Source organism: Shinella zoogloeoides, assembly GCF_022682305.1.
GTDB classification, from domain to species: domain Bacteria; phylum Pseudomonadota; class Alphaproteobacteria; order Rhizobiales; family Rhizobiaceae; genus Shinella; species Shinella zoogloeoides_B.
Genome location: NZ_CP093529.1, coordinates 260,623 through 280,402, shown reverse-complemented (window position 1 = coordinate 280,402; position 19,780 = coordinate 260,623). Strand labels below are relative to the sequence as shown.

The following is a 19,780-nucleotide window of genomic DNA, read 5'->3' as shown; positions in this document are numbered from 1 at the left end:
TGCGTCGCTCATGCCTCCTCCGGCGCCAGCGTTCCCAGCCAGCGCCAGACATCGCGCACGTCCTCGTCCCTCAGACGCGCCGGGCTGGATATGGCATACCAGCAGCGCCCGGTTTCCATCGTTGCCCCGAACGGCCGGGCAAGCATGCCGGCGGCCAGCGCGTCCTGCGCGAGAAACAGGCTGGCGAGGGCAACGCCCTGACCGAGTTCAGCCGCGGTGAGCGCGGTATCGCCGTCGCTGAAATTCACTCCCCGCCACACGGCAGCCGGGGTAATACCCACCTGCGCCAGCCAATCAGCCCATCCGACAGGTCCTTCCTCGTGGATCAGCGGCGCGCCCAGAATGTCGGCCGGTTCGCGGAGCGTGCCGGCGAGCGCCGGCCCGGCGACGGGCGACAGGCGGTCGCGCGCAAGCAAAAGGCTTTCGCAGCCGACGGGCGGCTCGTGGGCATGGACGATGGCGATATCCACTTCCATCGTATCGAAATCAACCGCCGCGCCCGACGTGTCCAGCCAGGGTTCGCAGGCCGGCGCGGCCGCCTTCAGCGCCGGCAGGCGCGGCAGGAGCCAGCGCCGCGCGACACCACGCGGCGCATAGATGACGACGCTACCGGGCTTGCGATACGGCTCCAGCCGCCGATAGCCTTCCTCCAGCATCTCCAGACAGCGCCGCACCGTGCGATGATAGTCGCGCCCGGCGTCCGTCAGGCGCACCTCCCGCCCGATGCGCAGGAACAGGGGCTGGCCGACCTGCCCCTCCAGCAACCGCATCTGATGGCTGATTGCCGATTGCGTCAGGCCGACCTCCTCCGCCGCCCGACTGAAGCTCTCGAGCCGCGCGGCCGCCTCGAAGCCCTTCAGGAACTGGGTCGGCGGGATATGGCGAAACTTGACCATACATGAAATCCATTCATCAAAAACAGGAATGCTTCTCGTTTGTATCCGCGCTCCAACGGGCTGATAGTGAGCGTCATACATGAATAGGAGTCAATCATGGACACGACGATGCGGGCGAAGCCGCGGGTGAAGCGCCGCCGGCCGGGCGAATTCGAACCTCACGCCAAGACCTGGATGGCCTGGCCCCACCGCAAGGATCTCTACGGCGCGACCCTGCCGGCCATGCAGCGGGCCTATGCCGATGTGGCCAGGGCGATCGCCCAGTTCGAGCCTGTCAGCATGGTGGTCCATCCCGACCACACCAAGAGCGCCCGGACGCAGCTCGGCGCGGATATCGAGATCGTCGCCCTGCCGATCGACGATTGCTGGATCCGCGATTCCGGACCGACATTCCTGAAGCGGGAGGATGGCGGGCTTTCCGGCGTCTCCTGGCGCTTCAACGCCTGGGGCCGCAAGCACGAGCCCTACGACGCCGACGACGCGCTGGCAGGCCGGGTGCTTGCCTATGAGGAGGCAGAGATCGTCCGCTCCTTCCTGCACTGCGAGGGTGGCTCGCTCGCCTGCGACGGCGACGGTACGCTGATCGTCACCGAAACGAGCCTGCTCCACCCCAACCGCAATCCGGGCCTGTCCAAGGCGTGGGTGGAACAGGAGCTTCTGCGCATGCTCGATCTCGAAAAAGTCGTCTGGCTGCCCGGCGACCCGCTCGACCTGGAAACGGACGGCCATGTCGACGGCATGTGTTGCTTCGTGCGGCCCGGCGTCGTGATGTTCGAATACAATCCCGACCCCGACGACCTGCACGGCCGCATCCTCGCCGACAACCTGGCGGCCCTGAAAAGCCAGACCGACGCGCGCGGACGCAGCTTCGAGGTCATCCCCATTCCGGAAGCCTACGACGTGGAGGCGACCAGCGAGATTTTCGCGCGCTCCTACATCAATTTCGCCCTCGCCAACGGCGGCGTCGTGATGCCGACCTTCGGCCGGTCTTCCAGCGATGAGGCCAGGGCGGCGGTCGCCCGCGCCTTCCCGGACCGGCGCATCGTCACCGTCGATGTCGGCGCCGTCGTTCCCGCCGGGGGCGCGATCCATTGCATCACACAGGAACAGCCGCTGTAGCCATACGGCGACTGCCAGACCGAGACCCTATCAGAAACGGAGAAAGACGATGAAACGCTGGCTCGCGCTCGCCGCCGCATGCCTTTTCGCCGCCCCCGCAGGAGCGGAGGAGAAGGTGCTCTACCTCTACTCCTGGGAATCCTATTTCAGCGCCCAGTCCATTGCCGCCTTCGAAAAGGAGACGGGCATCAAGGTCTCCTACGACGTGTTCGATTCCAACGACATCGTCGAGACCAAGCTGTTGACCGGCAATTCGGGCTACGACCTCGTGACCGTCAACCTCTCGCCTCATTTCCTGCGCCAGCTCCCCGTCGGCATCTGGACGCCGCTGGATCGCGCCCGGCTCTCCAACCTCGACAATCTCGACCCGGCGGCCCTCGCCCGGGGCGCCGCCGTCGATGCCGGCAACGCCCATAACGTGCCGTGGATGTGGGGCACGACCGGCGTCGGCTACAATGTGGAGAAGGTGCAGGCGATCATGCCCGATGCGCCAGTCGATTCCCTGCGCATGGTCTTCGACCCGGCCGTGGTCGAGAAGTTCGCCTCCTGCGGCGTCGGCATGCTCGACGATGCCGAGCAGGTTCTGGGCCTCGCCCTCATCTATCTCGGGCTGAACCCCGACACGACCGACAGGGACGAACTGGAGAAGGCGGTGGAGGTGGTCTCCCGGGTCCGCCCCTATGTGCGCAAGTTCCACAGCTCCAGCTATGTCAACGACCTCGCCGACGGCGACCTCTGCCTCGCCATCGGCTTTTCCGGCGACATGCTGATCGCCAGCAGCCGGGCGAAAGAGGCGGGCAAGCCCTTCAGCATCGCCTACCGTCTCGCAAAGGAAGGAAATCTCGTCTGGTCCGACGTGCTTGCCATCCCCGCCGACGCACCCCACCCCCAGGCCGCCCATGCCTTCATCGATTTCTTCCTGCGGCCGGAGATCGCCGCCGCCGCGGCCACGGAGACGGGGTTCTCCACCGCCAACAAGATGGCGCTCGCCCTCCTCGATGAAAAGCTGCGGACCAATCCGGACCTCTATCCCTCCGAGGAAGAGCAGAAGCGCCTGCACCTGCCGAAGGCACTGGACCAGAAGGCCCTGAAACTATGGTCGCAGGCCTGGGATCGGGCGAAGGGACTGCGCTAGCCATAGCGGCCGGCCTATACGCCAAAAGGAACATTGCCGGCGAGAAGACCCGGGGCTAGAACCGGGCGGAGCCGGAAACAGAGCGCCTGCGGGAGGGCATCCATGAACGTCGTCGAAGCCTCGATCGGTGAATTGCGCGAAGCACTGCAAACGGGGCGGGCAACCAGCGTCGGTCTCGTGGCCGCCTATCTGAACCGCATCGCGCATTACGACCGGCACGGCATCGCCCTCAATGCCGTGCCGGTCCTCAATCCCGACATGTTCGCCGAGGCACGCGCCGCGGACCTGCGCCGCGCGCGCGGGACAAGTCTCGGCCCGCTCGACGGCATCCCCTATACCGCCAAGGACAGCTACAAGGTGAAAGGGTTGAGCGTCGCATCCGGCTCGCCCGCCTTCGCCGATCTCATCGCGACGGAGGACGCCTTTGCGATCTCTCGCCTGCGGGCGGCGGGCGCCGTGCTGATCGGCCTGACGAACATGCCGCCGATGGCCAATGGCGGCATGCAGCGCGGCGTCTACGGCCGCGCGGAATCCCCCTACAACGCGGACTACCTGACGGCCGCCTTCGGCTCCGGTTCCTCGAACGGCTCAGGCACCGCGACCGCTGCGAGCTTCGCAGCCTTCGGGCTTGGCGAGGAGACCTGGTCGAGCGGGCGCGCACCCGCCGCCAACAACGGGCTTTGCGCCTATACGCCGAGCCGGGGTGTCATCTCGGTGCGCGGCAACTGGCCGCTCGTGCCGACCATGGATGTCGTGGTGCCGCACAGCCGCTCGATGGCGGACATGCTGGAACTGCTCGACATCATCGTCGCCGACGATCCGGAAAGCCGCGGCGACCTCTGGCGCCGCCAGACCTGGGTTCCCATCCCCAAGGTCTCTACCATCCGCCCGCCGTCCTACGCCGCGATCGCCGGCACGGCGAACCTTGCGGGCAAGCGTTTCGGCCTGCCGGCAATGTATATCAACGCCGACCCGCAGGCGGGCACCGGCGGGAAGGTAGGCATCGGCGGCGCGACCGGCCAGCGGATCGACACCCGCCCCTCGATGCTCGCCCTGTGCATGGCCGCGCGCGCCGCCCTCGAGGCGGCTGGGGCCGAGGTCGTGGTGACCGATTTCCCCGTCGTCAGCAACTACGAGGGCGACCGCCCCGGCGCGCCGACCACCGCGACGCGCGGCCTCGTCTCCGCAGCCTATCTCCGGCGTGAGATCGTCGATCTTTCCGCCTGGGCCTGGGACGATTTTCTGACGGCCAACGCCGATCCGGCGCTGTCGCGGCTCGCCGATGTCGACGGCGCGCGTATCTTCCCCGCGCCTGCGGGCAGCCTGCCCGACCGCTATCAGGGCTTCGACGACCATATCGCCGACTACCCCGCCCACATACGGAACCATCCGGTCGCCACGTTCGAGGACATACCGGAGCTTGCCGAAGGGCTGCGCGGACTGGAGGAGACCCGGCGCATCGACCTTGAGGCCTGGATGGACGAACTGGGGCTCGACGCGGTGATCTTCCCGGCCGTCGCCGATATCGGCCCGGCGGATGCCGACGTGAACCCCGCATCCGCCGACCTCACCTGGCGCAACGGCACCTGGGTCGCCAACGGCAATCTGGCGATCCGCCATCTCGGCATCCCGACGGTGACCGTCCCCATGGGCATGCTGGACGATATCGCCATGCCGGCGGGCCTGACCTTCGCCGGCCGGGCGTGGGACGACACGGCGCTGCTGGCCTATGCCTGCGCCTTCGAACGAACCGGCCGCTACCGCGAAACGCCGCCGCGAACGCCGGAGCTTGCCGCCCTGCCCGCCGCCGGGCCTGCCCTGCCGGACGCAGCCGACCTGCAGCTCACCGTAACGGCCACCTCCGCCGGTCCCGGATGCCAGCGCCTGACGATCCGGGCGCAAAGCGAAGCTCCGCTGCTCTGGCTGACGGTCAACGGCGAACCCGTCGTCTTCGAACAGGCCGGCGCACTGGCCACCGCGAGCCTCGACCTGCCGGAAAACACTCACCCCCACAGCGAATGGCGCGCACCCTACGGCCACATCGTCATCGCCTGCGCGCCGGGCGCCGCCGCCTATGCCATCGCCGGTGGGACGGCCTGACACATACCGGCCGGATCATCCGCAGGCATCCCTGCATATCAATTGCATCATGATACCGCCGGCACTAGGCTGGCGGCATGAAAGCCCATTACCTCAAGCTCAACCAGCTCCGTTTCCTCGCCGCCCTCAAGCGCAAGGGCAAGCTCAGCCTTGCCGCCGAGGAGATGAACATCTCGCAGCCGGCCGCCTCGCGCACGCTCGCCGAGATCGAGGCGCTGGTCGGCCGGCAGATATGCACCCGCAATGCGCACGGCTTCGTCTTCAACGAGTTCGGCAACGTGCTGGCGGCCCGCGCCAACCGCGTCGTCGCGGAGGTGGAGAACATCGGCCGCGACATGCAGGAGGTGGCGGACGGCCTGCGCGGCCGGGTCCGGATCGGCGCGGTGACGGCCGCCGCCGTCGCCTATGCCCTGCCGGCCTCGCTGGCGCTGCGCGCGCAGGCGCCGCATGCCCAGTTGCAGGTGGATGTCGAGCCGAGCCTGACCCTGATGCAGCGCATGCGGGCCGGCGAATACGATTTCGTCCTGGCGCGGGTAAGCGCGGCCGACGATCCGGCCGCCTACGACGTGCGGCCGATCGGGGAGGAGATATTGAGCTTCGCCGTGCGGGACGAGCATCCGCTTGCCGGGCGCGAACAGCTCGGCTTTAGCGATCTCTCGCCCTACGACTGGATCATCCAGCCGGCCGGCTCGCCGATCTGGTCGACGGTCGCCGAAGCCTTCCGCGCCGACCGCGCCGACTTCCCGGAGCGCGTCACCTATTCCGCCTCCGTCCTGCTGACGCTGACAACGGTCTCGCGCACCGACGCCATCGCCCCCTTCGCGCGCGAGGTCGCCAATCTTCTGATGGCGGAAGACCTCAGCGCACGCATCGTCACGCTCGACATGGCCCGCCGCGTCAGCGTGCCGGCCTACAACATCATCCTCAACAAGGATGCGTTGCTCTCTCCATTGGCGCAGCGCTTCCTCTCGCTGATCGAGGCCGAGATCCTGCGCGTCGGCCCCTGACGCAGCAGCCCCTACCGCTTCCCCAGCGTCACGGCCAGCGCCCTCTCCACCAGCCTGCCGAATGGCGGGCGCAGGAGGCGCGGCAGGTTCCAGCGCCCCTGGACGAAGACGCCCTTGGCGTGGCTCATCGCGCGGAAACCCTCGGGACCGTGATAGGCGCCCATGCCGCTTGGGCCGATGCCCCCGAAGGGCAGGTCGTCCTGCGCGACGTGGATCATCGTGTTGTTGATGCCGACATTGCCGGATGTCGTCCGCCGCAGCAGACGCGCGCAGTCGCCGTCCTCCTCACCGAAATAGTAGAGCGCCAGCGGGCGTGGGCGGCCATTGACGTGATCGATCACCTCGTCGAGCGTGCGATAGGCGCGCACAGGCAGGATCGGGCCGAAGATCTCCTCGCGCATGACGGCAGCGTCGTCGCCGGCATTGAGGACCAGCGTCGGGGCGAGCGTGCGTGGCCGGGTCGCAGCCGTCTCGGGCCGCGCGCCGACTGCTGTCACCTGCGCGCCCCTGTCGCGCGCGTCGTCGAGAAGCCCCTGCAATCGCGCGAAGTGCCGGTCGCTGACGATGGACGTATAGTCGTCGCTCGCCGGCCCGGCGGGATAGGCGCGGGCGACGGCCTTGCCATACCCTTCGACGAAAGCCGCAAGGTCGTCCTCGTGGACAAGCGCATAATCCGGTGCGACGCAGGTCTGGCCGCTATTCGAGAGCTTGCCGAAGACGATGCTGTCGAGGGTCCGCTCGCCGGCATGGCCGCGCGCGACGATGACCGGGCTTTTGCCGCCGAGTTCCAGGGTCAGCGGCACCAGGTTCCCGCCCGCCGCCATCATGACCTTGCGGCCGACATCCGTGCTGCCGGTGAAGAGCAGATGATCGAAGGGCAAGGCGCTGAAGGCCGCGCCGACCTCCGGCCCGCCGAGCACCACGGACACCTCCTCGGGCGTGAATATCTCCGCGAGCATGCGCTGCATCGCCGCGCTCGTGCGCGGGGTCAGCTCGGAGGGTTTCAACATCACCCGGTTACCGGCGGCAAGGGCGGTTGCGAGCGGGATGAGGGACAGCGAGAAGGGATAATTCCATGGCGCCATCACGCCGACGACGCCTTTCGGCTGGTATTCCACATAGGCCCGGCCTGCCCGGTAGAACAGCCCGACATGCCGGCGCTCCGGCTTCATGAAACGGGAAAGGTTGCGGCGGAGATAGTCGATCGACTGAACGACGCCGAAGACCTCCATGAGATCGGTCTCGTGGCGCGAGCGATGTCCGAAATCGGCACTGATCGCCTCCGCCACCGTGGCGCGGTGGGCAAGCACCGCGGCCCGCAGCCGCGCAAGGGCGGCCTTGCGCTGGCGGATATCCGGCGGCCCCTCCCGCAGGAAGGCCCGGCGCTGGCCGTCGAGAAGGGCGCGGGCATCGTCCTTTGTCGCCGCGGTCGGCTGGGTCATGCTTTCTCCATCTTCAGATGTCGTCGAGCGCGGCCACCGGCCGCGGCATGTTGAGAACCAGTTGCGCATCCTTCACCACGTCGAGACGCAGCACCTTCCGCGCGCCCAGCCCGTCGAGAAGCTGGCTCATCGGCCCGCCCGCCCGCGTCAGTTCGACGCTCTTGGGAAAGAGCGTCTGCGCGAAGGACAGCATGTTCCATTGCACGACGGTCTGGTGCCAGCGCCCGTCGATCAGGTTGAGCGCTATATTGCTTGCCATATGGGATTGCGGCGCGACGTCGCGCAAGGCCGGAAGCGGCGCGCCGAGTGCAAGATCGGGCGTTCCGTCAGCCGCCGCGATCCGGGCCGTCACCGCCGCGCCGATGGCAAGGTCGATCTCCGCCCGCCATTTGGGAAGCTGGTAGCCATGCACCCCGCGCACCCGCGCGATCTCCGTCGTCACGGGAAGCGCCAGCACATGGGCGTGGAAGCTGCGGCGGCGCATGGATCGCAGCAGCTCCAGCCCCTGCGATCCATGCGCGCCCGGCCGGCGGACGATGACCGCGATGGAGGCCTCGTTATAGGGATCGTTGTCGCAGACCGCGTAGGAATAGAAGGTCAGCGCGACGAGACCATGGCCGGGAACGGCGCAGAGCGGTTCGAGCGGCATGGGCAGCATTGCCCGCAAGCGTGTGAGCGGGGCAAGGAAAAGCAACTGAACATTGCTGCTGCGATAGTAGAAATTCGGCGCCAAGACGGGGCCGACCCGCGAAGGCACGATCTGCTTGGGAATGCGGCGGAAGAAATCGATGTTCCCCGCCGCCGGATCCCGGGCGACGTCGTCGAGATCCGGGTTCATGCGGAAGCGGTCGTAGTACCCGCCGGCAGGAACCTGCACGGTCTTCCCGCCAAATTCCACATCGACAACAGGTCGCTCCATGGCTGCCTCCCTCCCGATTAAGCCGCCGCGCGGCGCGTTTCCATCCAGCGGCGGTAGCGCTTCGCCCGGCGGCGCGTCGCCATCTGCGACAGAACCAGCGCCCAGGCGGGCGACACGCCCGGGGCCGGGCGCTGCCGGCGGCTGAGGCGCGTGAGCTGGTATTTGACTGCGGCCATATGCGCCGTCGAGGCTAGCTGCTTGTTCTTCCAGGCGATGGGCTTCAGCACAGGAACGCCCCCCCGCCCGAGCCGCCAGTTGCGCGGCAGGGCCGGTTCGATGGCGAGCGCCGTGGCGATGCCAGCCATGGCGATGCCGCTGGCGACGACCTCTTCGGCGACCTCCCGGCGGCGAATGCCGCCCGTCACCATCAGCGGCATGGTCGCCACCCCGGCGATATCGCGGGCGAAATCGAGGAAGTAGGCTTCCCGGGCGAGCGTGCGCTCGTCACGCGCCGACCCCATCATGGCGGGCGCCTCGTAGCTGCCGCCCGACAATTCGACGAGATCGACACCCAGGCCTCCGAGCATCCGCACCACCGCCTGCGCATCCTCGGGCGAGAAGCCGCCACGCTGAAAATCGGCCGAGTTGAGCTTGACCGCCACCGCGAAGCCGGGCGCGACCGCAGAGCGAATGGCGCGCACGATATCGAGCAGCAGGCGCGCACGGTTCTCAAGGCCCCCGCCCCAATGGTCCTGCCGGCGGTTCGTCAGGGGCGACAGGAACTGGCTGAGCAGATAGCCATGGGCGGCATGCACCTCGACACCGGTGAAGCCCGCGCGCTCGGCGAGCAGCGCGGTCGCAACGAAACGGCGCTCGACCTCCGCGATATCGGCCGCCGTCATTTGGCGCGGCACCGGAAACTGCTTCGACAGCGCACCCATCTCCATCGCCACGGCCGAGGGCGCCAGCGTCTCCTGGCCGAGCGCGGCCGGCATCTGGCGGCCGGGATGGTTGATCTGCATCCACATCTGCGCGCCGCGCGAACGCCCCGCCTCGGCCCAGGCCGAAAAGCGGTCGAGATGGCGGTCGTCCTCCAGCACCACGCCACCGGGACCGGTCATGGCGCGGGCGTCGACCATCACGTTGCCGGTGATGATCAGCCCTGCTTCGCCCTCGGCCCAGGCCGCGTAGAGACGCAGTAGCTCGGCGGAGGGCGCATGGTCGCCATCGGCCATGTTCTCTTCCATCGCGGCCTTGGCGATACGGTTAGGAATGAGCGCACCATTGGGCAGCGCAAGCGGGGAAAACAGGGACATGGATCGGTCTCCGAAGATTGATTTGGACACAGCATAACCTTTTAGTTAACTTTAAGGTCAAGCGGCTTTTTTGAAGGAGCGTCCATCGTGAATATCGGGGAACTGGCCAAGCGCACCGGCCTCACCAGCTCGCGCATCCGTTTCTATGAAAGCGCCGGTCTCCTGACGGCGGTCGACCGCCGGCCGAACGGCTACCGCACCTATCCGCAGCAGGCGGTGCTCGTGCTGGAACTGATCGCGACGGCGCAGAAGGCGGGCTTCAGCCTGGAAGAGATCCGCACGCTCCTGCCGTCGGATCTCGAGCGCTGGCAGCACACCGAACTGGTCGAGGCGCTCCGCCGCAAAGTAGCCGACATCGAGGCACTGGAAGCAAGGCTTGCCGGGAGCAAGGCGCAACTGGTCACGCTCATCGCCGATATCGAGGCGAAGCCGGACGATATCGACTGCGCGGCCAATGCGCGCCGGGTTCTGGCGAACATGCTCGGCAAGGACGTGGAAAGCGGCATCGCCGATCCCGGCCTGCACGGCAAGGCGAAGCCCCGGCGTTCCGAGAGAGTCGGCTAGGCGGCCTATTCGATCCTCATCGCCCGCTTGTGTTCGGCGACCTCGGCCAGAAGCCATTCCTGGAAGATGCCCGCGCCGGCCTTATTGCCGATGCTGCGGCGCTGCTGGAGGTAATAGCCGGCCGGATAGGCATGGCGGGCGGCGAAGGGAGCGACGAGCTTGCCCTGCCGCAGGAGATCCTCCGCCATGATCGTATCGGCGAGCGCGACGCCCGCGCCGTTCATCGCCTCACGCATGATGAGCGTGCAGTCGTGCAGGGTGGACCCCACCGGAACGCTGGCGGAGGCAAGCCCTTCCTGTTCCAGCCATTGCTTCCAGCGTGTCGTCTCGCATTCATGGATGAGATGGTGGTCGAGGAGATCGGCGGGCGAGCGCAACGGCCTGCTTCCTTCCAGCAGGGACGGCGCGCAGACGGGCGTCAGCAGCAGCGGGATCATCATGGTAAGCGCCGGACCGGCCTTGTAGACGAACTCGTCGACAATCGCGAGGTCGACATTGGTTCGCTTGCCGGAGGTGGATATCTCCAGGTCGACGCTCGGATGCAGGCGGCGAAAATCCGGCAGCCGGTCGGCCAGCCAAAGGTTCAGGAAGGTCGGTTCGCACATCAGCTTGACCCGCTGCGCCTTACGGCTGCGTGGCCCGTCGCGCAGGCTGACATCCTCCGTCGCGCGCCAGATCGTCTCGAAAGCTTCCGAAAGCGTACGCGCGTAATAGGACCCGCGCATCGTCGGCGTCACCTGCCGGAAGCCGCGCTCGAACAGTTCCTGGCCAAGCGTCTTCTCCAGCGTGCGGATGTGCCGGCTGACCGCCGAAGGGGTCAGGTGCAATTCCTCCGCCGCATCCTTGATGCTGCCGAGGCGCGCGGCGGCCTCGAAAGCACGCATGCCGTTGAGTGAAGGTAAAGCCATGGCCGGACCATGGATTATCGCGTGAGTTTTTGTCAATCGATATGAACGAAATTGACGCTTGAACGCTCGCCCCCTTCGGCGGTACCGATTTAGGACAAGCCCTAAGTCGCCATGAGAAAACGGTTATTCCGCTCTGGCATCCATATCGCCGCCGGTGATGGTTGGTTACCGGTACGGCCATCGCTTTCGGGCTGGCAATCGCCGCCTTCCGGGTCGATGGGACGTGCCTGTGACAGCCAGCCCTTGCGGCGCACAGCAGGAAGCGGATTTTCATGCCCCAATCGCCCGTCCCGGTCTTCGAAGCAGCCGACGCCATCGCCGCCGACGCTCCGGTCATCGTGATCCTGAAGGCCGACGGGCAGGCCCTCGGCCCCCGCGCCGCCGCGCTTGACGCGGCCGCCGGCGGCATTCTCTCCCGCGCCTGTTCCGGCACGGCCGAGGCCGGCGACTGCATCGATCTCGTCCCGCCGCAGGGCGTTGCGGCCCGCCGCCTGATCGTCCTGTCGCTCGGCAAGGCGGAGGCTGTCAGCGCCCTTTCGCTGGCGAAGGCCGGCGGCAACCTCGCCGCCCATCTGGAAGCCAGGGGCGAGGACGAAGCGACCATCGTTCTCGACGCCGTCGCCGGCATTTCCCTTTCCGAGGCCGAGGTGCTGGCGCGCGTCGCGCTTGGGCTGCGCCTGCGGCGCTATCGTTTCGACCTGCGCAACCTGCGTCCCGTCGCCGCCGAGGACAAGGCCTGGCGAATCCGGCTCGTCGGCGCGGACGGCAAGGCGCTCGATGCCGTGCTCGCCCGCACGAACGCGGTGGCGGAGGGCGTCGAATATGCCCGCACGCTCGTCAACCTGCCGCCGAACCATCTCCATCCGGACAGTTTCCCCAGCCATCTGGAACCGCTGCGCGGAGCCGGCATCGAGGTCGAGGTGCTGGACGCGGACCGGCTGAAGGACCTCGGCATGAACGCGATCCTCGCGGTCGGCGCCGGTTCGGTGCGCGCGCCGAAAATCGCGGTGCTGCGCTATCGCGGCGAAGGATCGGGCGAACAGCCGCTCGCCTTTGTCGGCAAGGGCGTCTGCTTCGATTCCGGCGGCCTGTGCATCAAGGGCGGCGCGCAGATGTTCGACATGAAGGCCGACATGGGCGGCGCAGCGGCTGTCGTCGGCCTCCTTTTGTCGCTTGCCCGGCAGAACAGCCCGGTCCACGCCGTCGGCATCCTCGGCATCGCCGAGAACCTGCCGTCCGGCACCGCGCTCAAGCCCCGCGAGATCATCACCACCGGCTCGGGCCAGACCGTCGAGGTCTTCGACACCGACGCGGAAGGCCGCCTCATCCTTGCGGACTGTCTCCACTACGCGGCAACGCGCTTCGAGCCGTCCGTCATCGTCGACCTCGCCACGCTCACCTATTCCGTGATGCGCGGCCTCGGCTCGATCTTCGCCGGCCTGTTCAGCACGGACGACGCCATCGCCGACGGGATGATCGCGGCGGGCGAGACGGTCGGCGAGCGTTTCTGGCGCCTGCCACTCGACCACGCCTATGACGACGGGCTGAAATCGCCACTGGCGGACCTGCGCCACCATGCCAAGGACATGGAGGACGGCGATGCGCCCTATGCGGCAGCGTTCCTGCGTCACTTCACGCAAGACCGCCCCTGGGTGCATCTCGACATTGCCGGCAAGGAACTGGCCGGGGAGGATCGCCCGCTCGGCCGGGAAGGCGCCACCGCCTTCGGCGTGCAGATGCTGGAAGAATGGGTACGGACGACGAGGACGGGCGCTTAAGCGGCTTGACCTTGGGAGGGGTGAACATGTCGGATCGGATCAACAGCACGGAAGGTCGGGCGCCGTTCAGGGGCCACGAGACCTGGTACCGCGTCAGCGGCGACCTTGACAGCGGCAAGCTGCCGGTCGTCATCCTGCATGGCGGGCCGGGCGTCGCGCACAACTATGTCGACGCCTACAAGCTGCTTGCCCGCGACGGGCGCGCGGTCATCCACTACGACCAGCTCGGCTGCGGCAACTCCACGCTGCTGCCGGAAAAGGGCGCGGACTTCTGGACGCCGCAGCTCTTCATCGACGAACTGGAAAACCTCGTCGACCATCTTGGTATCCGCGGCGGCTTCCATGTGCTCGGCCAGAGCTGGGGCGGCATGCTCGGCTCCGAATATGCCGTGCTTGGCCCCAAGGGCCTCGCTTCGCTCACCATCGCCAATTCGCCCGCCTCCATGAAGCTCTGGGTCGAGGAAGCGAACCGGCTGCGCGCCGACCTGCCGCAGGACGTACAGGACACCCTGACGCGGCACGAGACGGCCGGCACGACGGACCATGCGGATTACCAGGCGGCGACGATGGCATTCTACGAGCGGCACGTCTGCCGCGTCGTGCCCTTCCCGCCCGAAGTGACGGCGAGCTTCGAGCAGGCGGCGCGCAACCCGACCGTCTACACGCTGATGAACGGGCCGAACGAATTCCACGTCATCGGCACCCTGAAGACCTGGAGCGTCATCGACCGCCTTGCGGCCATCGACACGCCGACGCTGATCATCTCCGGGCGCCACGACGAAGCCACGCCCGCCACCGTGCAACCCTTCAAGGACGGCATCAGGGGCGCGCGCTGGGAGATATTCGAGCATTCCAGCCACATGCCGCATGTCGAGGAACAGGATGCGTGCATGCGGCTGGTGGGGGACTTCCTCAACCAGCATGACCGATAGAAAATAGAAACGGACCGAAAAGGGGATCGAACATGAAAAAACTGCTTCTGGCGGCATCGGCCGTCGCTCTCATGGCCGGCACATGGCTGGCTCCGGCACAGGCCGAGTATCTTCAGGAACACCGCGGCGGCACCATGCGGCTTCTCGCCCGCTCGGCGGCCGGCACGCTCGACCCGCATATCAACTACACCTCCCAGGGCTGGCAGATGTACCAGCCGATCTATGACGGCCTCGTCACCTTCCGCAAGGCCGAGGGCATGGACGGCTTCACCGTGGTCGCGGACCTTGCCGAGGCGATGCCGGAGGTCAGCGAAGACGGCAAGACCTTCACCTTCAAGCTGCGCAAGGGCATCAAGTTCTCGAACGGCCAGGAAGTCGGCGTGAAGGACGTGGTCTCCTCGTTCCAGCGCATCTTCAAGGTCTCCGGCCCGACCTCCGGCACCTTCTATGCCGGCATCGTCGGCGCCGACAAATGCCTTGCCGACACCAAGAGCTGCACGCTTGAAGGCGGCGTGGTTGGCGACGAGGCCGCCGGCACGATCACCATCAACCTGACGAAGCCGGACGCCGAATTCCTCTACAAGATCGCCCTGCCCCATGCAGCGATCCTGCCGGCCGACACGCCCGCCGAGGACATGGGTTCCGTGCCGATCCCGAGCACCGGCCCCTACATGATCTCCGCCTTCGACCCCAACAAGGGCATGACCGTCTCGCGCAATCCGCACTTCAAGCAGTGGAGCGAGGACGCCCAGCCGGACGGCTACCCGGATGTCGTGCAGTACGACTTCGGCCTCTCCGAGGAAGCGGCGGTAACGGCGATCCAGAACGGCGAGGCGGACTGGATGTTCGACGCGCTGCCGAGCGACCGTCTCGCCGAAGTCGGCACCAAGTACAAGGACCAGCTCCACATCGCGCCGCTTTCGGCCTGGTGGTATGCGCCGCTCAACACGCGCCTGGCTCCCTTCGACAACCTCAAGGCCCGTCAGGCCGTCGCCTACGCGGTCGACCGCAACACGCTGGTCAAGCTCTTCGGCGGCAAGGTGCTCGCCTCGCCGGTCTGCCAGATCCTGCCGCCGGACTTCCCCGGCCATGTCGATTACTGCCCCTACACGAAGGATCCGGGCGCCACGTGGTCGGCCCCCGATCTTGAAAGGGCGCGGCAGCTTGTCGAGGAGTCGGGCACCAAGGGCCAGGAAGTGACGATCATCGTCGAGGACACCTCGGTCTCGCGCGCCATCGGCGTCTACCTGCAGAGCGTGCTGACCAGCATCGGCTATGTCGCCGACGTCAAGCCGATCTCCTCCAATATCCAGTTCACCTATATCCAGAACACCAACAACAAGGTGCAGATGTCGGTGAGCCAGTGGTACAAGGACTATCCGGCGGCCTCGAACTTCCTCAACATCCTGTTCAGCTGCGCTTCCTTCCGCGAAGGCTCGGACGCCTCGATCAACATCTCCGGCTTCTGCGACAAGGATATCGACGCCAAGATGCAGAAGGCGCTCGATCTCGGCGTGACCGATCAGGCCGCGGCGGATGCGATCTGGGCGGAGATCGACCGGGCGATCACCGATCAGGCCGCGGCCATCGGCCTCTTCACGCCGAAGCGCCTCGACTTCGTCAGCAAGCGTCTCGGCAACTTCAAGTTCAACCGCCAGTTCGACTGGATGATCACCCAGTCGTGGGTACAGTAAGACCCGGCGGAGGACAGTTGCGTGTCGAATGAAGTCGTTGCCGTGCAGCGCAGGACGCGAGGGCCTTGGGCCCTCGCTTTCGTGCGATTGAAGCGCAACAGGGCCGCCATGGCGTCCCTGGCGGTGTTCCTGTTCATCGTCCTTTCCTGTCTTAGCGCGCCGCTCTATGCGCGCTGGGCAGGCGTGGATCCCTTCACCTCGACGCTCGATGCCGTCATCATGGTCAATGGCGTCGAAGTACCGGTGATGGAGGCCTCCACGGAGGGGCTGGGGCTTGGCTATACGCCGATCGGTCCCACCTGGGAACTCGGCAACTACTTCCTCGGCGCGGATGGCCAGGGCCGTGACGTCATGGCCCGCCTGCTCTATGGCGGGCTGAACTCGCTGATGATCGCCGCCGCCGCCACGGTCTTCACGCTGATCGTCGGCACCACGACGGGTCTCGTCGCCGGTTATTTCGGCGGTGTCACCGACACCGTCCTCTCGCGCCTGCTCGATATCCTCTGGGCCTTCCCGATCTATCTTCTGGCGATCTCGCTTTCCATCGTCACCATCACCGCCGGCATTTCCATCGGGCCGATCCTCATCGAATCCGGCAGTCTCTGGCTGCCGGTCATCATCATCGGCATCGTCTATGTGCCCTATGTGGCGCGACCCATCCGCGGTCAGGTCCTCTCGCTGCGCAACAGCGAGTTCGTGCTGGCGGCCGTCAATCTCGGCGTGCCCGGCTGGCGCATCCTGCTGCGCGACATCCAGCCGAACATCACGACGACCCTCATCGTCTTCGTGCCACTGATGATGGCATTGAACATGCTGACGGAATCGGCGCTGTCGTTCCTGTCCATCGGCGTGCAGCCGCCGGCGGCAAGCTGGGGCACGATCATCCAGGACGGCCAGTCGCTGCTCTATACGCGCCCGCTCGTGGCGCTCGCGCCGGGCATCGCCATCGCGCTGTCTGTCATGGTGCTCAACGTCTTCGGCGACGGTCTGCGCGACGCGCTCGACCCACGCTCGAAAGTTCAACTGGGGCGCACCTGATGATCTACGCCATCCTGCGCCGCTTCGGTCAGATGCTGTTCGTGATGTTCGGCATTTCCGTGATCGTCTTCCTGATCTTCTTTGCGACGCCCGGCTCCGACCCTGCCGCGCGCATCGCCGGCCGTAACGCCTCGCCCGAGGTGCTGGAGGCCGTGCGCCACTCCTTCGGCTTCGACAAGCCGCTTTACGTCCAATACGGCCTGATGATGCAGAAGATCTTCATCACCGGCGACCTCACATCCTTCGTCAATCGCGGCTGGAAGGTCGTTCCGGCCGTGCTCGACGCCATTCCGGTCACCCTGTCGCTGGTCTTCGGCGCGGCGATCCTGTGGGTGGTCGTCTCGGTGATCATCGGCATCGTCGCCGCCGCCACGCGCGATAGCTGGCTGGACAAGCTGCTGATGGCCCTTGGCCTCATCGGCATCTCCATGCCGGTCTACTGGCTCGGCGAGGTGATGAACCTCATGAGCCAGAGCCGCTATCACGATACCTGGCTGTTCTCCTGGGTTCCGCCGCTCGGCTACAAGCCGCTGATGGAGGACCCGAGGGGCTGGTTCCTGACGCTGGTCATCCCGTGGATCACGCTCGCGGTGCTTTATATCGGCATCTACGGCCGCGTTCTGCGCGCCGCGATCATCGAATCCATGCAGGAGGACTTCATCCGCACGGCGCGGGCCAAGGGCCTGTCGGAAACGCGCATCCTGCTGCGCCATGCCCTGCGCACTTCGCTGATCGCCTTCGTAACCCTGTTCGGCCTCGATTTCGGCGCGCTCGTCGGCGGCTCGGCGCTGCTGACGGAGGTCGTCTTCGGCCTCAACGGCATCGGCAAGCTCACCTATGACGCCATGCAGAACCTCGACCTGCCGATGATCATGGCAACGGTGATGTACGCTTCGATGTTCGTCGTCATCGCCAATGCGGTGGTCGACTTCGTCTATATCCTTCTCGATCCCCGTGTGAGGACGTCATGATGCTCTCCGTGCGCGACCTCAGGGTATCGTTCCGCACCGAAGACGGCTTGGTGCGGGCCATCGACGGCGTTTCCTTCGATCTGGAAGAGGGCGAGATCCTCGGCGTCGTCGGCGAATCCGGCTCCGGCAAGACCGTCTCGCTGCTGGCAGTCATGGGTCTCATCACCGATCCCAACGCCACGATCGAAGGCTCGATCCGCTACAAGGGCCGCGAGCTGGTCGGCCTTCCGGCCCGCGAACTCAGGCGCCTGCGCGGCAACGAGATCGCCATGATCTTCCAGGATCCGATGACGGCGCTGACGCCCGTCTACACGATCGGCTGGCAGATCGCCGAACAGATCCGCGCCCACCGGAACATCAGCAAGGCGAAGGCGCTGGACCGGGTGGAGGAACTGCTGGCGGAAGTGAATTTCCCCAATCCGCGCGAGGCGATGTCGCGCTATCCGCACCAGCTTTCCGGTGGCATGCGCCAGCGCGCGGTCATCGCCATGGCGCTGTCCTGCAACCCGGCGCTGCTGGTGGCGGACGAGCCGACGACGGCGCTCGACGTCACCGTACAGGCCGGCATCCTCGACCTCGTGCGCAAGCTGCGGTCCACGCATAATTCGGCGGTCGTCTTCATCACGCACGACATGGGCGTGGTCTCCGAACTCGCCGACCGGGTGATGGTCATGTATGCGGGCCGGGTGGTGGAACGCGGCAGCCGCACGGCGCTGTTCTCCGACCCGCGCCATCCCTATACCCGCGCGCTGCTCGGCTCGATCCCGCCGCTGACCGGCGAAAAGCCCCATCGCCTGCCGGCCATCCCCGGCTCGCCGCCTTCCCTGCTGCGCCTGCCGCAGGGCTGCGCCTTCGGCCCGCGCTGTCCGGTGCGTTTCGAGACCTGCGAGGCGGAAAAGCCCGCCCTTGGAAGCGGTCCCCACGCCGCCGCCTGCCTCCGCGAGGCACAAGCATGAGCGACACGATGACGAAGACTGAAGGCCCCATCCTCGAAACCCGCTCGCTGATGAAGCGCTTTTCGATCGGCACCCGCTTTTCGGCGGAAGGCCGGCGCACCGTCCATGCCGTCGACAACGTGTCTCTGACGGTGCGACGCGGCGAAACGCTCGGCCTCGTCGGCGAGTCCGGCTGCGGCAAGTCCACGCTCGCACGCTGTCTGGTGCGGCTCTACGACATCACCGACGGCACGCTCTTCTTCGAGGGCGAGGACATCACCGGCAAGTCGCTGCGGGAGCTGCGCCCGATGCGACGCCGCCTGCAGATGGTCTTCCAGGACCCCTCCGCCTCGCTCAATCCGCGCCGCCGCGTCGGCGATCTCGTCGCCGAGCCGCTGCGCATCCATACCAGGCTTTCCTCGTCCGAGATCGACAAACGGGTCGCCGAACTCTTCGACATCGTCGGCCTCCTGCCGGACCATGTCACGCGCTATCCACACGAATTCTCCGGCGGCCAGCGCCAGCGCGTCGGCATCGCCCGGGCCATCGCGCTCAATCCGGACCTCGTGGTGCTGGACGAACCGGTCTCGGCGCTCGACGTGTCGGTACAGGCGCAGATCGTCAACCTGCTCGCCGACCTGCAGGAGAAGCTGAACCTTACCTATATCTTCATCGCCCACGACCTCTCGGTCGTGCGCCAGGTCTCTACGCGCATCGCGGTGATGTATCTCGGCTCCGTGGTGGAAGAAGGCCCGGCAGAAGAGGTGTTCTCCGCACCGGCCCATCCCTACAGCCAGGCGCTGATCTCGGCCGTGCCGGTGGTGGAGACGACGCCCGGCGGCTCGCGCCGGCGCATTCTCCTGACCGGCGACGTGCCAAGCCCGCTCAACCCGCCCTCGGGCTGCCGTTTCCATCCGCGCTGCCCCATCGCTCAGGACCGCTGCCGCACCGAACGGCCGCAGGCGCAATCCTTCGGCGACGGCCGCAAGGTGGCCTGCCACTTCCCGACAATATAGGCCGTCGGGGGCATCGGCTCCCCGACACGCCAAGCCCTGAGGTGGCATGAACGCCGTCGAAACCAGCAGG

At 66.7% G+C, this 19,780-nt stretch carries 16 protein-coding genes and 1 pseudogene; 12 read left to right on the top strand and 5 right to left on the bottom strand.

The features are described 5' to 3' along the window. Nucleotides 1-8: 8 nt before the first annotated feature. Entirely contained in the window at nucleotides 9-896 is an 888-nt protein-coding gene (locus MOE34_RS22785) for a LysR substrate-binding domain-containing protein (RefSeq protein WP_242224349.1), read from the bottom strand. Between the two features lie 96 nt (nucleotides 897-992). On the opposite strand from MOE34_RS22785, the gene MOE34_RS22780 reads away from it, so the two are divergent. The 4 genes and pseudogenes from MOE34_RS22780 to MOE34_RS22765 all read left to right on the top strand — a co-directional run bounded on the left by MOE34_RS22780 (nucleotide 993) and on the right by MOE34_RS22765 (nucleotide 6,257). Then, nucleotides 993-2,015: an agmatine deiminase family protein gene (locus MOE34_RS22780; RefSeq protein WP_242224347.1), complete on the top strand. Its 1,023-nt coding sequence runs from the start codon at nucleotides 993-995 to the stop codon at nucleotides 2,013-2,015. 49 nt (nucleotides 2,016-2,064) lie between these two features. After that, on the top strand, nucleotides 2,065-3,150 hold the full coding sequence (locus MOE34_RS22775) for an extracellular solute-binding protein (RefSeq protein WP_242224345.1): 1,086 nt from the start codon (nucleotides 2,065-2,067) through the stop codon (nucleotides 3,148-3,150). Nucleotides 3,151-3,252: 102 nt separating this feature from the next. Then, nucleotides 3,253-4,941, top strand: a pseudogene (locus MOE34_RS22770) (amidase); the annotation flags it as partial. Nucleotides 4,942-5,327: 386 nt separating this feature from the next. Then, a complete protein-coding gene (locus MOE34_RS22765; protein WP_242224343.1) occupies nucleotides 5,328-6,257 on the top strand; it encodes a LysR family transcriptional regulator in 930 nt (309 codons plus the stop codon). An 11-nt stretch (nucleotides 6,258-6,268) separates the two neighbouring features. On the opposite strand, the gene MOE34_RS22760 is transcribed toward MOE34_RS22765, so the two are convergent. The 3 genes from MOE34_RS22760 to MOE34_RS22750 are packed head-to-tail and all read right to left on the bottom strand — an operon-like array spanning nucleotide 6,269 to nucleotide 9,874. Further along, nucleotides 6,269-7,699: a coniferyl aldehyde dehydrogenase gene (locus MOE34_RS22760; RefSeq protein WP_242224341.1), complete on the bottom strand. Its 1,431-nt coding sequence runs from the start codon at nucleotides 7,697-7,699 to the stop codon at nucleotides 6,269-6,271. A 13-nt stretch (nucleotides 7,700-7,712) separates the two neighbouring features. Further along, nucleotides 7,713-8,618, bottom strand: a complete 906-nt coding sequence (locus MOE34_RS22755; RefSeq protein ID WP_242224340.1) for an acetoacetate decarboxylase family protein — start codon at nucleotides 8,616-8,618, stop codon at nucleotides 7,713-7,715. 17 nt (nucleotides 8,619-8,635) lie between these two features. Beyond that, nucleotides 8,636-9,874 carry an NADH:flavin oxidoreductase/NADH oxidase family protein gene (locus MOE34_RS22750; RefSeq protein WP_242224338.1) on the bottom strand — a complete coding sequence of 413 codons (1,239 nt, stop codon included), beginning with the start codon at nucleotides 9,872-9,874 and terminating at the stop codon, nucleotides 8,636-8,638. A gap of 87 nt (nucleotides 9,875-9,961) precedes the next feature. Here MOE34_RS22750 and MOE34_RS22745 point away from each other — a divergent pair, with 87 nt between their 5' ends. Next, the gene (locus tag MOE34_RS22745; protein ID WP_242224335.1) at nucleotides 9,962-10,438 is read left to right on the top strand and encodes a MerR family transcriptional regulator; all 477 of its coding nucleotides are present in this window, start codon (nucleotides 9,962-9,964) and stop codon (nucleotides 10,436-10,438) included. Nucleotides 10,439-10,443: 5 nt separating this feature from the next. Here the strand turns inward: MOE34_RS22745 and MOE34_RS22740 are convergent, their stop codons facing one another. Continuing rightward, on the bottom strand, nucleotides 10,444-11,346 hold the full coding sequence (locus MOE34_RS22740; protein WP_242224332.1) for a LysR family transcriptional regulator: 903 nt from the start codon (nucleotides 11,344-11,346) through the stop codon (nucleotides 10,444-10,446). A gap of 272 nt (nucleotides 11,347-11,618) precedes the next feature. On the opposite strand from MOE34_RS22740, the gene MOE34_RS22735 reads away from it, so the two are divergent. From MOE34_RS22735 to MOE34_RS22705, 7 genes are read left to right on the top strand one after another with little or no spacing between them, the layout of a single operon-like run. Continuing rightward, nucleotides 11,619-13,124: a leucyl aminopeptidase gene (locus MOE34_RS22735; protein ID WP_242224331.1), complete on the top strand. Its 1,506-nt coding sequence runs from the start codon at nucleotides 11,619-11,621 to the stop codon at nucleotides 13,122-13,124. A gap of 26 nt (nucleotides 13,125-13,150) precedes the next feature. Then, entirely contained in the window at nucleotides 13,151-14,056 is a 906-nt protein-coding gene (locus tag MOE34_RS22730) for a proline iminopeptidase-family hydrolase (protein WP_242224329.1), read from the top strand. Nucleotides 14,057-14,088: 32 nt separating this feature from the next. Next, nucleotides 14,089-15,750 (top strand): ABC transporter substrate-binding protein, encoded by a 1,662-nt coding sequence (locus MOE34_RS22725; RefSeq protein WP_242224326.1) that lies wholly within the window; start codon nucleotides 14,089-14,091, stop codon nucleotides 15,748-15,750. A gap of 21 nt (nucleotides 15,751-15,771) precedes the next feature. Continuing rightward, the gene (locus tag MOE34_RS22720) at nucleotides 15,772-16,788 is read left to right on the top strand and encodes an ABC transporter permease (RefSeq protein ID WP_242224325.1); all 1,017 of its coding nucleotides are present in this window, start codon (nucleotides 15,772-15,774) and stop codon (nucleotides 16,786-16,788) included. Further along, entirely contained in the window at nucleotides 16,788-17,759 is a 972-nt protein-coding gene (locus MOE34_RS22715) for an ABC transporter permease (RefSeq protein ID WP_242224324.1), read from the top strand. The genes MOE34_RS22720 and MOE34_RS22715 overlap by 1 nt, the downstream gene beginning before the upstream one ends. Then, nucleotides 17,756-18,715, top strand: a complete 960-nt coding sequence (locus tag MOE34_RS22710) for an ABC transporter ATP-binding protein (RefSeq protein ID WP_242224323.1) — start codon at nucleotides 17,756-17,758, stop codon at nucleotides 18,713-18,715. The genes MOE34_RS22715 and MOE34_RS22710 overlap by 4 nt, the downstream gene beginning before the upstream one ends. Further along, nucleotides 18,712-19,710 (top strand): ABC transporter ATP-binding protein, encoded by a 999-nt coding sequence (locus MOE34_RS22705; RefSeq protein ID WP_431522456.1) that lies wholly within the window; start codon nucleotides 18,712-18,714, stop codon nucleotides 19,708-19,710. Before MOE34_RS22710 ends, MOE34_RS22705 begins: the two co-directional genes overlap by 4 nt. The last annotated feature ends 70 nt before the right edge of the window (nucleotides 19,711-19,780 follow it).

Coding starts and splice junctions, on each gene's coding strand:
- MOE34_RS22785 (WP_242224349.1), bottom strand. CDS start 896: ATGGTCAAGTTTCGCCATATCCCGCCGACCCAGTTCCTGAAGGGCTTC.
- MOE34_RS22780 (WP_242224347.1), top strand. CDS start 993: ATGGACACGACGATGCGGGCGAAGCCGCGGGTGAAGCGCCGCCGGCCG.
- MOE34_RS22775 (WP_242224345.1), top strand. CDS start 2,065: ATGAAACGCTGGCTCGCGCTCGCCGCCGCATGCCTTTTCGCCGCCCCC.
- MOE34_RS22765 (WP_242224343.1), top strand. CDS start 5,328: ATGAAAGCCCATTACCTCAAGCTCAACCAGCTCCGTTTCCTCGCCGCC.
- MOE34_RS22760 (WP_242224341.1), bottom strand. CDS start 7,699: ATGACCCAGCCGACCGCGGCGACAAAGGACGATGCCCGCGCCCTTCTC.
- MOE34_RS22755 (WP_242224340.1), bottom strand. CDS start 8,618: ATGGAGCGACCTGTTGTCGATGTGGAATTTGGCGGGAAGACCGTGCAG.
- MOE34_RS22750 (WP_242224338.1), bottom strand. CDS start 9,874: ATGTCCCTGTTTTCCCCGCTTGCGCTGCCCAATGGTGCGCTCATTCCT.
- MOE34_RS22740 (WP_242224332.1), bottom strand. CDS start 11,346: ATGGCTTTACCTTCACTCAACGGCATGCGTGCTTTCGAGGCCGCCGCG.
- MOE34_RS22735 (WP_242224331.1), top strand. CDS start 11,619: ATGCCCCAATCGCCCGTCCCGGTCTTCGAAGCAGCCGACGCCATCGCC.
- MOE34_RS22730 (WP_242224329.1), top strand. CDS start 13,151: ATGTCGGATCGGATCAACAGCACGGAAGGTCGGGCGCCGTTCAGGGGC.
- MOE34_RS22725 (WP_242224326.1), top strand. CDS start 14,089: ATGAAAAAACTGCTTCTGGCGGCATCGGCCGTCGCTCTCATGGCCGGC.
- MOE34_RS22715 (WP_242224324.1), top strand. CDS start 16,788: ATGATCTACGCCATCCTGCGCCGCTTCGGTCAGATGCTGTTCGTGATG.
- MOE34_RS22710 (WP_242224323.1), top strand. CDS start 17,756: ATGATGCTCTCCGTGCGCGACCTCAGGGTATCGTTCCGCACCGAAGAC.
- MOE34_RS22705 (WP_431522456.1), top strand. CDS start 18,712: ATGAGCGACACGATGACGAAGACTGAAGGCCCCATCCTCGAAACCCGC.